Raw genomic sequence first — 14,476 nt, forward strand, 5'->3', positions numbered from 1 at the left:
ATAAATTCAGAGGATTTCTGCTCATGAAAAACCCTCTTAATGGAAGAGAATCAGGAAGCATCCAGGAGGTACTGAAGCTTCGTGGCATCAAAACACGGACAGGCTTTCTGAACGCCAGGCAAATCGCGATGCCCCAGGATGGTACGGATGCCCGGAAAACGATGGTGAAGATCCTGAATCAGATGCTTCATCGACTCCTTCTGCTTAGGAGTGCGGGTGTCGCTGATGCAGCCCGAGGGCGAAAGACCACCCTCGTAACAGATGCCTATGCTGTGCGCATTGTAACCGAGGGCATGAGAGCCCATACGCTCTACCGGGCGACAGGCATGAACCACTCCATCCAGCGTGATGTAGAAATGGTAGCCGATGTCAGTCCAGCCGTTGTTATGAACATGGTCGTAGCGCAGCATCTTCATCGTATAACGGTGATTGCAGCGGCTACCGCTGCAATGCACCACTATCATATTGATGTCTCTCATAGGCTCCTTCTAAAGTCCACCTGCCGAAACGCCCAACGCCCCGAGGAGAGCTGTCAGTACGGTTACTGCAAACTTGATAATCTCATTCCATTTCTGCTTGTTCTTTTCTGTCATAATCTATTCTGTTTTAAAAGGTTAATTATTCTAATCCGTCTCCAGTGTTGCCAGTGCTGCCTGTTCCGCCAGTCTGCTCGCCTGAGGTGTTGCCAGTGCTGCCTGTTCCGCCGGTCTGCTCGCCAGAGGTATTGCCACCCGTGGTATCGCCGCCAGAAGGAGCATTGTCCTTGGCAGGCTTTTTCTTAGCCTCCTCGATGTCGAGGGTCTTGGCACCCTCCTTCTCAGCCTTGAGGGCAGCCTTCTGTACGGCACGTGATGCAACCTGCTCAAACTCCATACCTACGAAGATGTTGGCAAGATCGCTGCCAGGGATAAACTGGATGTTCACACCCTTGATGTTGATGTCGCTCTTGAATTCGGCTGCGGTTGCCGCACCCTCACTGGTAAGCTGGAGGCGGAACTTGCCCAACTCGCCGAAATCAATCTGGTTGCCTCGCTGCAACTCGATGATCATGTTCTCCTGCATACTGACCAGAACGGCTGTTACATCCGCATAGGATACAGTGGTCTGCATAGAGATCAACTTCGCAAACTTCTTGAGCGAAATAGACTCGTTCATCTGAGCACGGGCGTAGAACTTAGGAACTCCTGCTTTGTCACCAAATTTTGACGCAAGCTTTACTAAACTGTAATTAATTGCCATAATACATAAAATTTTAAAATTGTGAATAATCATGTTGTGCACCGGTCTCTTCCCGAATGCTGATACAAAGATACAACATCGGCGGAGCCCCACTTGTCCACTTTGGTACGATAAGTACCAGTTGTGCACTATTTGGCTCAATTATGTATACTTTTGCATGCAAGCGTATGCAGCAGAATACTGATATGGTTCAGTCAGCTACTCCAGATGGTTCAGTCAGCGAGTCAAGACGTCTCGATAAATCGACGGATACGACTCCGTTAGCCTACGTTGTCGAATCCTTAACCCGATGCAGTCGAATCCTTAACCTTGTCCAGCCGTCTGCGTAACCCAGTGCAGCCATATCCTTAACCCAGCTCAGCCACATCAGTTGGTAAACGGAAGAACATCATTTGTTTACCTCATTTGAGTGCTCAATAACTATCAGGGCGAATTAACCTTTTTTGATGACTACCAGGGCCAATAATAGGTACCATCAGAGCCAATCATGTGCCTTCTGATATGCCCCAATGACTACCAGGGCGAATCTTAAAAATACAAGATGTTGAATATCAGATAGTTAGGTGCTAATTTTTCTTCCCTACATTATACCAAGTATATTATATATATACGTTTACATTTTTTACATTATACGTAATACGTGAGGAAAAAGATTTTTTTTTCAACAAATCAGCCACTAAAATGCATTTTTTCTCTTCAAAAATTTGCATAAGTCTGAAATTAATATTACTTTTGCAACATGAAAGCGCGGAGAATGCGATTCTTCTCCCGATGAAGGACACCGGGAAATGCTTTCGGTTAAGGATTAGAACATAGCTCATTGAGTAGGATTCAGCCCCAAAAGGTGAGTGATCAAACTGTAATCCTTACAGGGCATTCTATGCCTGATAAATTTGATGAAAATTTATCGGCATGGATGCAGAGTAAGGACATAAGTTTGACAGCAAGAGAAAAGGCTGAAACTCCTTCCATCACGGATTGAGAATTTTTATCTTGTTATGTTATCCTTACTCCAATTCCATGCCGGTTTTCAATAAACAACAACAAAGACTTGCCCCAATCGGTAGGCCACTAACCATTTAAAGAGAAAACTAACAATGGAACAAGTAAATCAACAGCCTCCGGGCGGGCAGCAGTCCTTCCCTCAGACAAATCAACAAGAGAAACAACTGATAGCCATCCTTGGCGTACAGGGATTGTCTTACCAGAACTATTCTGTGGTAGAACTCAAAATCGTTCTACAGATTATCAAGCATGCCCAGAAAGCAATCTTGGGCTATGTAATCCCTTATCGATTAACTTCACAGACTTTTAATGGCTTCACCGCAGAACAGAGAGCAGCAGGCCACACCGATGTCATCATGAAACTGTCGGAGTTTCCTTATGGTGCTCACCATTATCCGCAATTGCGCGATGCCATCAAGCGTATAGAATCGCACCCCATCCAGCTACCGTTCAAGCAGGGCGACCAGACATACTACCGGAAATTTGCATGCCTGTTCAAGAGTGAGATATACCAAGACCGGCACAAGAACTGGTTGGTAAAATTCCGCTTCGACAACAACGTGATGCGGTTTTTCTACAATTACGACAAGGGAGTTAGCTATATCGACCTCAATGCCATCAACCAATGCCGCAGTGCATCGAGCATCAAGTTATATCTCATCATGAACTGCTGGGCTGTAAAGGGATTCACCATCAGCAAAACGGCGCATATCCAGCAACTGATGCATGGCAGGGAAGATTACTACAAGACCTGGTCGGAACTGGACAGAAAATGTCTGGCTTTCGCCTGCAAAGACCTCAAGCGCCTTTACCGGAACCACGTCATCGACCAGTATCTTACCTATAAGCCTTTCTTTCTGGAGGAGGGTGAAAAAGAGAAGCATCACCTGCCCGAACACATCACGTTTACCCTGCACGACCGTCGCACTTCAGGCGAAACTGCAGAGGGTGGAGAAGTGAGCAGCGAACTGAGAGGGCAGCGGAGCAAACTGAAACTCCGGCTGCAATGCAATTATGATGTGAGCGAGAAGAAGGCTGAGCAGTTGAGCGGCTATCTCAGGTTAGATATGATTGGCGACCTGGAGGACTTCTTCCTGCGAAAGGATTATTACATAGCCAACTGCAGGCGTTCGAACAAAAAGATGAACACGGGTGGCTATATGACCACAGCCATGGTAGGTTTCTTTAAGGATCATGGTGTAGAAGGATTGTAAAAAATATAAAGCTTATGAATTATCCCCAACGTATGTACAGCAAGACCGAACTCGGTCTGCTCTACTTTCCCGACACAACCGACGGGGCGACAGCGCGCCGTCATATCATGGAATGGATCAAGCGTTGCGAGCCTCTCTGGAACGAGCTGCAGCGCCTAGGCTACCAGAATCGTAGCCAGTATTTCCCTCCCCGCCAGGTATCCACCATCTTCGAATATCTGGGCGAGCCGGGGGCATAAAGAGAATGTTGAAAAGGTAAAAGGGTAAAAAAGTAAAAAGGTAAAAAGAGCCTAGCGGAATGTTAAGCTAGGGTGCTCTTTTTACCTTTTTTTTAGGGGACCAGCGATGGAATCGCTGGGGACGGGGGCACGAAGGGGGGTAGGCTTTTTTACCTTTTTACCTTTTTACCCTTTTACCTTTTAAAGATAGTTTATTTCAATAACTTTTTGTAGTCCTTGTCAAATCCTTGAGGATGACGTCCGATGAAAAGAACATTGAGTAAGCAGTTGGCTGCCAGTTCTACATCATTGAGATCAGCGCCTTTGCCTTTTTTGACTTCCTTTCCCAGGCATACATCCCATGTGGACTGGAAACAGCTATCATTTGCTCCAACAAACATATCATTTGAGTTGGGATCTTCCATCAGTTCAAACTTGATAACCTTTTTGGATGTGATAGGTTGGATATTGCAAAGCATATCGAATGCTTTTTCAAAAATATCGCGATGCAACTGTGCATTTGGAAACATCACATTGACTGTTGGAAAAATCTCTTCAAATTCAAACGACTGCAATAGCTGGTAGAGTTTCATATGCTTATACCTTATTATATATATAACATTCAGTTTATCAACTCTCGTTGTGAAGACTAGAACTTAGCCATCTTGATAGCATCTATAGCACACTCATCACCCTTGTTACCCAACTTGCCGCCGCTACGATCCTTAGCCTGCTGCAGATCGTTGGTAGTCAAGAGACCATAGATAACAGGAATTTCCTGAGTAGCATTCAGACGGGCAATTCCGTAGGTAACACCCTCGCAGATGTAATCGAAGTGAGGAGTTTCACCACGTATCACGCTACCTAAAATGATGACTGCATCATAGCCGCCATTCAAAACCATTTGATGGGCTCCGTAGATAAGTTCAAAGCTGCCTGGAACAGTTTTCACATGGATATTCTCAGTGAGTGCTCCATGTTTTTCGAGTGTTTTTACTGCTCCGTCGAGCAAAGCGCCCGTTATCTCAGGATTCCATTCTGCTACAACGATACCGAAGCACATGTTACTGGCGTCTGGTATTTTAGTAAAGTCGTATTCAGATAAATTATGAAGTGCTGTTGCCATATTGATTTCGAATTGTTATCAGTACAGATTAGTTAGAAGCGCGCTCGATGTACTTGTCGATTTCGCCACCCTGTACGAGCATAGCGTTAACATACTTCTTCTTAGCATCCTGATAAAGCTTCAAAGCTTCGTCTTTCTTACCCTGGCTTTCGAGAATCTCGCCTGCCTTGATAATGAATGTAGGAGAAAGACTGTTGTTTGTACCATCTTCGGCCTTGCTGTCAGCCATAGAAGCAGCCTTCTTGAAAGCATCTACAGCCTTGTCGAGCTGGTTGAGATGCGCATAAGCATCACCTAAAGCAGCTTCAGCAGCAGGACTGATCATCTGGTCGTCTTCTGAAGAGAAAGCTTCCAGACTCTTCTGAGCTTCTGCCCATTTGCCGAGGTTTGCATAGCAAAGACCTGCATAGAGGTTTGCCAGGTTACCTGCATCTGTGCTGCTGTATTCGTCAGCAATCTTAGTAAAACCTACATAGCCAGCGCCATCACCCTTCAATGCCTGCTCATACATCTGGTTAGCAAAGTAGGTCTGACCCTTAGCAAGCATAGTGCTAGCCTTGTCCTCACGAGGACCTGAGATCTGAGATACATAACCGAATACACCTGCAATGATAACAATGATAGCTACTACTGCAATGATAATTGCCTTCTTGTACTTCAAGAAGAAGGCCTCACGAATGTTTAGGCTCTCTGTTTCCTGAGCCTGTACGTTTTTGTTTGCCATTTTTATTTTGCTTTTTTTATTATTCTATACTTTTTAGTTTCTGGTTTTGGGGCAATCTGTTCAATAGAAAGTTAGCTTTCAAATTGTGGAATGCCGCTAAACTTCTGCAAATTTACTCAATTTTATTCAATTATTGAAATTTCTAGCCTATTTTTTTTGTTTTTTCCTCTTTTTCTGCTAACTTTGCACTATAAAAGCAGAAAAGAGACTATGATTTTAAAGAATATTTCCATTATTAACTTTAAAAATATAAAGAGCGCCAATCTGGAGTTGTCGCCCAAAATCAATTGTCTGATAGGACATAATGGCATGGGAAAGACTAATTTCCTTGATGCCATCTACTATCTCTCTTTCTGTAGGAGTGCCTATAATTCTATCGATTCCCAGATTATTACTCATGATGAGCCTTTCTTTATGCTGGAGGGAAATTATGATAATGATAAGGGGGAGATAGAGAATGTTTACTGTGGCATGAAACGGGGTACCAAGAAGCATTTCAAGAGAAACAAGAAGGAGTATAAGCGTCTTTCGCAACATATTGGGCTTATCCCTCTGATTCTGGTTTCTCCATCTGATGTTTCTCTGATAGAAGGTGGGAGTGAAGAGCGCAGAAAACTGATGGATGTGGTCATCTCTCAGTATGATTACTCTTATATAGAGGCTTTGTCCAACTATAATAAGGCTTTGCAACAGAGAAATGCTTTGCTGAAAATGGAGGAGGAGCCTGATATTACGCTGCTGGAACTTTGGGAACAGCAGATGGCGAGTAATGGTGAATTGCTGTACCGGAAACGGCAGGCTTTCGTTGACGAACTGGTTCCGCTGTTTCAGCAGATTTATCAGCAGATTTCGGGTGATAAGGAGCAGGTCCGTCTTCACTATGTTTCTCATTGCCAGAGAGGTCCTTTGTTGGATGTTATCCAGCGCGACCGGTTTAAGGATCGTGCTGTAGGGTATTCTCTGCATGGTGTTCACCGTGATGATCTGGAGTTTTTGCTGGGTGATTATCCGATGAAGAGAGAGGGAAGTCAGGGGCAGAACAAAACTTTCGTGATTGCCCTGAAACTGGCTCAATTTACTTTTCTGCAGCGCACGAGTTCCAATACGCTTCCTCTGCTCCTCTTAGATGATATTTTCGATAAGTTGGATGCTCAGCGGGTTGAGGCTATTGTGAAACTGGTTGCCGGTGACCATTTCGGACAGATTTTTATTACGGATACGAACCGTGATCATTTGGATAAGATTCTCCAGAACATGCAGGGAGATCATACGATATTCTATGTAGAGAATGGGGAAATAATAAAGTAAGAATATGTTTAAAAGAAAAGTTAAGTCAATAGCAGAACTCTTGCCCGAATTTCTGAGAAAGGAAGGCTTGGAGACTCCTTTACAGCAGAAACGCCTGATAATGAGTTGGGATTCTGTAGTAGGGGAAAATATTGCTGCATATTGTGGTGAGAAGTTTATCAAGAACCAGACTCTCTATGTAAAGATAGAGAATGCTGCATTGAGGGCTGACCTCACGATGAGCCGTGCTACCCTTGTTCGCCGTTTGAATGAACAGGTTGGTGCACAGGTTATTGCAGATATACGCTTTTATTAATATTCCCCGCTCTATATGCTATATGATTTCGTCCATGCATATATCTGTAGGGGTAACAGGAAGGAGTCCTTCCTCTTTGATTTTCTGGAAGTCGAAACAGATTCCTATTTTGTATGCATGTGGAATCTGGGCAAGAAATCTGTCGTAATAGCCTTTTCCTCTTCCTAACCGGTTGCCTTTCATATCGAAACTCATACCTGGGATTACGGCAAGTTCTATCTCAGGATATTTTTCTTCCGGATAAATCTTGCCTTTCGGTTCAAGTATATGATAGGCTCCTTCCTTCAGGTCTTGAACTCCGGAATATTCTCTCAGTTCCATATTCGTATCGTCCAGCACAACGGGCAGTATCACCCGTTTTCCCCTGGAAACAAGTTGGTCTATATAATGATGGGTGTCCACTTCATCAGGAAGCGAATAGTACATCAGTATGGTTTGGGCATTCTGAAGATGCGGGTTGGAGTCTAAACGGGATAATACAGAAAGCGACAGTTCCTCAAGTTGTCTTGAGGAATACTGTCGCTTTCTGTATTTTATGATTTTTCTTAATTCTTTCTTGTCCATGCCTTAAGCATTTGCTATCATACAATTATTATGGTGTAAGGAAGAATAGTTGTAGGGCGTATTCGCCATAGCTATCTTTTCTTTCTTCGCAGCGCGTTTTTTGGCTGGCTCCGGTTTCTTTGGAAATGCTGCATGGTTCTCAAATACATCCAGCGTCTTTTTGATGACTGGATCATCAAGATTGATGTACTGGGTCCATGCCTGCTCGTCCAACATATTGTAGATGATACGGCTGTCGATGACACGGTCTAACAGTTTGTGTGATTTCTTGATTAAAAGATTTCTACGTTTCAAACCACGTTTATCAGCATAGCTGGCAAACTTTTCAACCATGTCCTGACTGTCAAGATAATCGGCAAGTTCCATCATCTCCTTGAAGTTGTTCAACTTCGGACGGTTATCGTCTGTATAGGTGAAGGCAAACTGCAAGATGAGACCACTCAGACTAGCCTCCTTGAAATAGGATGTCATGCCGAGCGTATCTTCAGGAACAAAGATGTCTGGGGTGATACCACCTCCACCATAGACAATACGGCCGTTACCTGTATGATAAGCTGGTCCTGTATGCTTGATGCTATCCTGTGAGAAGAACTCTCCGTGCTGGTATCTGTCAAGCAAGTCCTGCTCATAATCCTTGTCATCGCCCAGCGTATATGGCTTCTGGATGCATCTTCCTGAAGGAGTATAGTAGCGCGCAATGGTCAGACGGATGAGGCTGTGGTCTGGGAATTCTATCTGTTGCTGAACCAGTCCCTTACCAAACGAGCGTCGTCCGATGATGGTAGCACGGTCATTATCCTGCATGGCACCCGCAAAGATTTCAGCAGATGATGCAGAACCTTCATTGATGAGAACTACCATCGGAATCTTCTGGTAGGCACCCTTACCGTCACTCATATAGTTATGTCTAGGCGATTTGCGTCCCTGTGTGTAAACGATGAGCTTCTTGTCTGGCAAGAATTCGTTTGCCATGTTTACTGCAGCCGTCAGGTAACCTCCTGAGTTATCACGAAGGTCAATACAGAGGTTGGTGAATCCCTGCTGTGAGAGTTTGGCCAGAGCAATCAGCATTTCCGGATAGGTGTTCTCGCCAAAGTTCTTGATACGGATATAGCCGGTTTTGTCGTTAAGCATGTAGGCAGCTGTAACACTCTTTGTCGGTATTTCACCTCGGGTTACGGTAAAGGTCTGAACCTTCTTGCTTCCATATCGTATAACTCCGATTTTCACCTTGGTATCCTTTGGACCCTTCAGGCGATGCATTGCCTCCTGATTGGTTACAATCTTTCCTACAAAAGGTTTGCCGTCTACGGCTACAATCTTATCTCCTGCCAAAAGTCCGGCTTTCTCGGCAGGTCCATTCTGTATCACATTCTGTATATGTATTGTATCTTGGCGGATGACAAACTCTACGCCTACACCCGAGAACGAGCCTTTCAGATCGTCGGTGGCCTGAGCTGCGTCTTTAGCACTGATATATACGGAATGTGGATCCAGTTCTGCTAAAATCTGTGGAATTGCCTTATCTACCAGCGAGTCGATGTTCACGGCATCTACATATTGGTCATCAATAAGATGGAGCAGGTTGTTCAGACGGTTGCTTCCACTATTGATAACGTTGAGGCGATTTCCAGAGAAATGGTTGGAAAAGAATGTTCCGATGATAATACCTATCACAACACAGAATGCCATGATGAATGGCATAAAGCGGTTGGTCTTATTCTTACTCATGTTCATAACAATTCTCTTTTTACTAACGTTTTATCTATCTTATCTCTAATCTTCTGAAGAAGATGTCTTTTCATCAGGATTGAGGTATTCTACCTTGATTCCTGCTCGTTGCATCAGTTTGATACCATCGTCCAGACGGTATTTCTCTGCATATACAACACGCTTGATGCCCGACTGTATAATCAGTTTGGCACATTCTATACATGGAGAGGCGGTGACGTAAAGCGTACTTCCCTCACTGTTATTGCTGCTGCGGGCCAGTTTCGTAATAGCATTAGCCTCCGCATGGAGAACGTATGGCTTGGTCACGTTGTTATCCTCACAGACATTTTCAAATCCGCTCGGTGTACCATTGTAGCCATCACTGATAATCATTTTATCTTTTACAACCAGTGCACCTACCTGTCGGCGTTTGCAATAGCTGTTCTCAGCCCATATACGTGCCATTCGCAAATAGCGAAGGTCGAGCTTGGTTTGTTTGGAAAGTTCGTTTGCCATCCTCTTATCCTTTATTTTGTACCTTGATTTCGTTACGTTCCAGCAGTGCATCGATGGTTGGCTCTTGTCCACGGAACCGTTTGTAGAGAACCATAGGATGCTCTGTTCCACCCTTAGAGAGTACGTTGTCACGGAAACTTTGAGCAGTCTTCTGGTCGAAGATTCCATTCTTCTTGAATACACTGAAAGCATCAGCATCCAATACTTCTGCCCATTTGTAGCTATAATATCCTGCGGCATAACCTCCTGCCATGATGTGGGAGAACTGTACGGTCATACAGGTTTCCTGCAACTGTGGCAATATCATCGCCTTTTTCCAGGCTTCCCTTTCATAAGGCATGATGTTGGCAGTAAATTCTTTCTTCTGGGTGTAGTATGCCATGTCAAGCAATCCGAAACTTACCTGGCGCAAGCAACCGTAGGCTGTCATGAAGTTGCGACTCTTTATGATGCGCTCTATGAGTTCATCTGGCAATGGTTCACCTGTCTGATAGTGGAAGGCAAATGTACGGAGAAAATCTTTCTCTATTGCATAATTCTCCATAAACTGTGATGGCAATTCTACGAAGTCCCACCAAACGTTGGTTCCCGAAAGACTCTCGAAGCGGGTATTGGCAAACATGCCGTGAAGACTGTGACCAAACTCATGGAGGAAGGTTTCTACTTCTCCTAATGTCAAGAGAGCAGGCTTTTCCTCTGTTGGCTTGGTAAAGTTCATTACCACACTTACGTGAGGACGTATGTTGTTGCCCTTATGGTCTATCCACTGTCCCTGGAACTCTGTCATCCAGGCACCTCCTTGCTTGCCCTTGCGAGGGAAGAAGTCGGCATAGAATACTGCCAGATAGCTGCCGTCTTTATCAAATACCTCGTATGCCTTGACGTCTGGATGGTATACCGGTATCTCTTTGTTCTCCTTAAAGGTGATGCCATACAGTTTGTTGGCGAGGCCGAACACACCGCCTATCACTTTGTCCAGCTGGAAATAAGGGCGAAGCATTTCTGCATCGAGATTATATTTCTCCATCTGGAGTTTATGAGAATAGAAGCCGAAATCCCATGGTTTCATTTCGAAATCTTTACCCTCCAGCTTCTTGGCAAGGGCTTCCACTTCTTTCACTTCCTTTTCTGCCGTTGGCTTATAAGCCTCTATCAGGTCGTTGAGAAGTTTATATACATGTTCTGTATTGCTTGCCATACGGTGGCGAAGAACATAGTCGGCATAGGTTTCGAAACCGAGCAACTGGGCGAGCTCTCTGCGCAGGTTTACCAGTCGTTTGCAGATTTCCAGGTTGTTCTGCTCATTATCATGGGTACATACCGTATTGCGTGCCATATACATCTGTTTGCGGAGCTCACGCTGGGTAGAGTAGGTCATGAAAGGAGAATAACTTGGATAATCGAGTGTGAAGATCCAGCCTTCTTTTTCCTGCTCTTTGGCGGTATGCGCAGCGGCTGCTTTTGCTGTTTCTGGAAGTCCGTCGAGCTGAGCTTCGTCTGTGATATGGAGTGTAAAAGCCTTGTTTTCTTTTAAGAGATTCTGTGAGAACTGCAGAGTGAGCATACTGGCTTCTTCTGTAAGTTCGCGAAGTTTCTCTTTGCCTTCTTCATCTAAGAGTGCACCGCTGCGTACGAATCCGTCATAGCTGGTGTCCAGAAGCATCTTCTCTTCTGGAGTCAGCTCTCTGTTTGGATGATCGTGAACGAACTTGATGCGCTCGAAGAGTTTCTTGTTCAGCGTGATGTCATTTGCGTGCTTGGTGAGAATCGGACTCATCTTCTGCGCAATCTCTTCCATCTCATCGCAGGTTTCTGCACTCATCATGCATGAGAAAACGTTAGATACACGGCTTAAGAGGTCGTAATAGTGTTCGCCCTTTTCTGTATCAACTCTTGCAATGGTATTCTCAAAGGTTGGTTCTGCCGGATCGTTTACAACCTTGTCTGTAGCCTCGTCATCACGGCGGATTCCCTCCATGAATGCTGGCTCATAATCTTCGAGACGGATTCGTTCGAATGGTACTGTATCGTGCGGTGTATTGTAAGGCACGAAGAATGGGTTGGTTCTATTTTGTATTGTATTGTCTTGCATATTGTTACTTTTTAGCTGCAAAGTTAGCAAAAAAATGCTTTATTGCCTTGATAATAAACGTTTTTAACTTATATTTATCGGTCGTTATACTTTCTTTAGCGTTTGATGAGATTTTCCAGTGCAGGGATATAGATTCTGCCTCGTTCTAGCTGGATAAGTCCTTCTGACTGTAGTTCGTTGAGGGCTTTGGATACATAGATGCGCTTTACATTCATCTCTTCTGCTAAACGGGTCATCTTGATATGAAAGATTTTCTCGCCTGCCGGGCGGACGCTGTGACTCTCGAAGAAACGGATCAGACGCTCGCTCAGTGTCTTGGCAGGAACTCTGAACAGTCTGCGGTTGTTCTTCTGGGATTGGGTGCAGACCAAGTTCAGAAGATTGATGCGGAATATTTCATATTCATCGGATAACTTCATGATCTCTTGCTTGCTGACTGACATGATGCTGCAGCTGTTCTTTGCCACATAAGTGTGGGTGAAACGCTGGGTAAGACCGAAAAGTCGTTCCAGCTGGAATGATTCCGGTGCCGAAATGTCTTCTTCTACCTGATAGCCGTAGTCGTCTGCCTGGGTTATCACCTTAATATCTCCACGGATTAAATAATATAGACGTGTACAACTTGTGCCTTCTTCAACTATAGTTTCACCCGCTTCCAGTTTTTGAAAGTCAAAACGGGTTTTACCTGCTACATTTTGGAAGTCATAGCGAGTCATTCCCAAGAATAATGGGAGTGATAATAAACTGTCGTATAGTCTATTGGTTGACATTTAAGTTTATTTATTTAATATCTTGTTTTTGAGAGATGGTGAATACCATATCTTGTTTTGTCCATTCTCGTCAGCATAGATGAGATATGCACAGAGATCCGGATGCTTTTTCAGAATCTGTTTTGCACCCTCCATTCCCATCACCATAAACGAGGTAGCATAGGCATCGGCTGTTGCACAGTTCTTGGCTAAAACCGTTGCTGATAAGATGTTATGCTGCACAGGATAGCCTGTCTTTGGGTCTATGGTATGTGCATACTTCTTGCCGTTTTTATAATAGAAGTTTCTGTAGTTACCACTCGTAGCCATGGCTATGTCTGTAATATCAAGTACATCCTGAATTTCCTGACTCGTATTGGTAGAATCGTCAGTTGGCTTGTTGATACCAATATGCCAAGGCACTTGTTTCTCGCTAACACCGTTTACTACGATTTCTCCACCAATCTCAACCATAAAGTTGCTGATACCTTTCTTTTTCAGGAATCTGGCAACAATGTCGCTGCCATATCCTTTGGCGATAGCAGAACAGTCAAGCATGATCTTAGGATTTTGCTTGATGATGCGTCCCTTTTCCAGGGCTACTTTCTCATAACCAACCAGCGTTTTGATACTGTCTATCTTGGCTTTCGTAGGAGGTACCCCCTGCTTGAATCCAAAGCCCCAGAGGTTTACCATTGGGGCAACCGTGATATCAAAGGCTCCATTGGTTTCTTTTGAGATGCTTTCTGCCATGCGGAATACTTCGGTAAACATTTCGTCTACCTCAATATCTTTACCTTGGTTTACCTGTGTGATGACAGAGGTCTTATTGAAAGGAGACAAGGATTGGTCTACCTTCTTGAGTTCTGTTTCTATCTCTTGCTGGTAGTTGGTATCACTCTGATAGGTAATGTGATAGATGGTGCCAAAGATAAAGCCGGTATCTTTCTGATAGGGCGTATTATGCTGCTGACGTATGATAACGATGGTACCAACGATAAGTATCAACAGAAATGGAATTTGCCAGATAAGTTTCTTTTTTTTCATTCTTTACACATTATGAAGTCTTTAAATCTCTAGGGTTACATTGAATGTTCCGCCAAGGCGTGAACCTCCCTGTTTACCGTAGCCTGGCACATACCAGGTGTTGCCTAATTCTCCATCGTTCTTGAAGAGGCGGCGTTTGTATCTGAAACTCCAACCCATACGGACGGGACCCCAGATTTTGGCATCAATACCTATTACGCCTTCCAGCCAATGATAGTTGCAGGAAATGCCATTTCCGCCATAGGGCGTTTCGCCGCCCCATACTGGATCTGTAACGGGTGGGGCGCTCAGGTCATATTCATAATAGGTGCAGGCATAGCGGAAACCGCCAAACAGACGGTAGTCGTCGTGTTTGTTCTTCAGAAGATTCCAGTCTACACCTAATCTGAAATAGGGAGCGCTGGTCTTGTAGGTGATTTGGGTTGCCTCATCGCTGGCATCTGCCTTTCCATAACCCAATTCGAAAACAGGATAATACTTGTCTTTCAGATTGATACGGAGAGATGCTTCGTACTGCCCATAGTCGCTAACCATCAACTGTACGGGGCCTATCAGGTCAACTCCCACAGCCATACCTCTAAAAAAAGGTATGGTATCAGGCTGCTGCTCTATGATCTTCTTCTTGCTTTGGGCATGACAGGGGAGAACAGCAAATAGGGATAGCAT

Annotated in this window: 17 protein-coding genes; 4 read left to right on the forward strand and 13 right to left on the reverse strand. The window is 44.4% G+C overall.

Annotated elements, in window-relative coordinates:
- Positions 1 to 50 precede the first annotated feature (50 nt).
- The 3 genes from FO447_RS00775 to FO447_RS00785 are packed head-to-tail and all read right to left on the reverse strand — an operon-like array spanning position 51 to position 1,239.
- The gene (locus FO447_RS00775) at positions 51 to 479 is read right to left on the reverse strand and encodes an N-acetylmuramoyl-L-alanine amidase (RefSeq protein WP_200757255.1); all 429 of its coding nucleotides are present in this window, start codon (positions 477 to 479) and stop codon (positions 51 to 53) included.
- A gap of 9 nt (positions 480 to 488) precedes the next feature.
- A complete protein-coding gene (locus FO447_RS00780) occupies positions 489 to 593 on the reverse strand; it encodes a smalltalk protein (RefSeq protein ID WP_181977238.1) in 105 nt (34 codons plus the stop codon).
- Positions 594 to 618: 25 nt separating this feature from the next.
- Entirely contained in the window at positions 619 to 1,239 is a 621-nt protein-coding gene (locus FO447_RS00785) for an HU family DNA-binding protein (RefSeq protein ID WP_203031478.1), read from the reverse strand.
- A 1,097-nt stretch (positions 1,240 to 2,336) separates the two neighbouring features.
- Between FO447_RS00785 and FO447_RS00790 the strand changes: the two genes are divergently transcribed.
- Positions 2,337 to 3,458 carry a replication initiation protein gene (locus FO447_RS00790; protein ID WP_200757257.1) on the forward strand — a complete coding sequence of 374 codons (1,122 nt, stop codon included), beginning with the start codon at positions 2,337 to 2,339 and terminating at the stop codon, positions 3,456 to 3,458.
- A 14-nt stretch (positions 3,459 to 3,472) separates the two neighbouring features.
- Positions 3,473 to 3,697, forward strand: coding sequence for a DUF4248 domain-containing protein (locus FO447_RS00795; protein ID WP_200757259.1), 225 nt, complete (start codon positions 3,473 to 3,475; stop codon positions 3,695 to 3,697).
- 191 nt (positions 3,698 to 3,888) lie between these two features.
- Here FO447_RS00795 and FO447_RS00800 read toward each other — a convergent pair whose 3' ends face one another.
- The 3 genes from FO447_RS00800 to FO447_RS00810 are packed head-to-tail and all read right to left on the reverse strand — an operon-like array spanning position 3,889 to position 5,526.
- The gene (locus FO447_RS00800) at positions 3,889 to 4,269 is read right to left on the reverse strand and encodes a hypothetical protein (RefSeq protein WP_118064247.1); all 381 of its coding nucleotides are present in this window, start codon (positions 4,267 to 4,269) and stop codon (positions 3,889 to 3,891) included.
- Positions 4,270 to 4,325: 56 nt separating this feature from the next.
- Entirely contained in the window at positions 4,326 to 4,802 is a 477-nt protein-coding gene (gene ribH / locus FO447_RS00805) for a 6,7-dimethyl-8-ribityllumazine synthase (protein ID WP_006846254.1), read from the reverse strand.
- 28 nt (positions 4,803 to 4,830) lie between these two features.
- Positions 4,831 to 5,526 (reverse strand): tetratricopeptide repeat protein, encoded by a 696-nt coding sequence (locus FO447_RS00810; RefSeq protein ID WP_200757261.1) that lies wholly within the window; start codon positions 5,524 to 5,526, stop codon positions 4,831 to 4,833.
- Positions 5,527 to 5,736: 210 nt separating this feature from the next.
- On the opposite strand from FO447_RS00810, the gene recF reads away from it, so the two are divergent.
- Positions 5,737 to 6,834: a DNA replication/repair protein RecF gene (recF, locus tag FO447_RS00815; RefSeq protein ID WP_117691976.1), complete on the forward strand. Its 1,098-nt coding sequence runs from the start codon at positions 5,737 to 5,739 to the stop codon at positions 6,832 to 6,834.
- Positions 6,835 to 6,838: 4 nt separating this feature from the next.
- A complete protein-coding gene (locus tag FO447_RS00820; protein ID WP_006846258.1) occupies positions 6,839 to 7,129 on the forward strand; it encodes a DUF721 domain-containing protein in 291 nt (96 codons plus the stop codon).
- A gap of 18 nt (positions 7,130 to 7,147) precedes the next feature.
- Here the strand turns inward: FO447_RS00820 and FO447_RS00825 are convergent, their stop codons facing one another.
- The 7 genes from FO447_RS00825 to FO447_RS00855 form a co-directional block, all read right to left on the reverse strand.
- Positions 7,148 to 7,693: a 5-formyltetrahydrofolate cyclo-ligase gene (locus FO447_RS00825; protein WP_200757263.1), complete on the reverse strand. Its 546-nt coding sequence runs from the start codon at positions 7,691 to 7,693 to the stop codon at positions 7,148 to 7,150.
- Positions 7,694 to 7,696: 3 nt separating this feature from the next.
- Positions 7,697 to 9,424 carry a S41 family peptidase gene (locus tag FO447_RS00830; protein ID WP_118152956.1) on the reverse strand — a complete coding sequence of 576 codons (1,728 nt, stop codon included), beginning with the start codon at positions 9,422 to 9,424 and terminating at the stop codon, positions 7,697 to 7,699.
- A gap of 45 nt (positions 9,425 to 9,469) precedes the next feature.
- Entirely contained in the window at positions 9,470 to 9,922 is a 453-nt protein-coding gene (locus tag FO447_RS00835; RefSeq protein WP_200757265.1) for a deoxycytidylate deaminase, read from the reverse strand.
- Between the two features lie 4 nt (positions 9,923 to 9,926).
- Positions 9,927 to 12,014 carry a M3 family metallopeptidase gene (locus FO447_RS00840; protein ID WP_200757267.1) on the reverse strand — a complete coding sequence of 696 codons (2,088 nt, stop codon included), beginning with the start codon at positions 12,012 to 12,014 and terminating at the stop codon, positions 9,927 to 9,929.
- Between the two features lie 95 nt (positions 12,015 to 12,109).
- Positions 12,110 to 12,784 (reverse strand): Crp/Fnr family transcriptional regulator, encoded by a 675-nt coding sequence (locus FO447_RS00845; protein ID WP_200757269.1) that lies wholly within the window; start codon positions 12,782 to 12,784, stop codon positions 12,110 to 12,112.
- Positions 12,785 to 12,790: 6 nt separating this feature from the next.
- On the reverse strand, positions 12,791 to 13,810 hold the full coding sequence (locus tag FO447_RS00850) for an FAD:protein FMN transferase (RefSeq protein ID WP_200757271.1): 1,020 nt from the start codon (positions 13,808 to 13,810) through the stop codon (positions 12,791 to 12,793).
- A gap of 21 nt (positions 13,811 to 13,831) precedes the next feature.
- Positions 13,832 to 14,476, reverse strand: coding sequence for a DUF6048 family protein (locus FO447_RS00855; RefSeq protein WP_117727735.1), 645 nt, complete (start codon positions 14,474 to 14,476; stop codon positions 13,832 to 13,834).

Origin of the sequence: Segatella copri (assembly GCF_015074785.1) — a bacterium.
In the GTDB taxonomy this organism is placed as follows: domain Bacteria; phylum Bacteroidota; class Bacteroidia; order Bacteroidales; family Bacteroidaceae; genus Prevotella.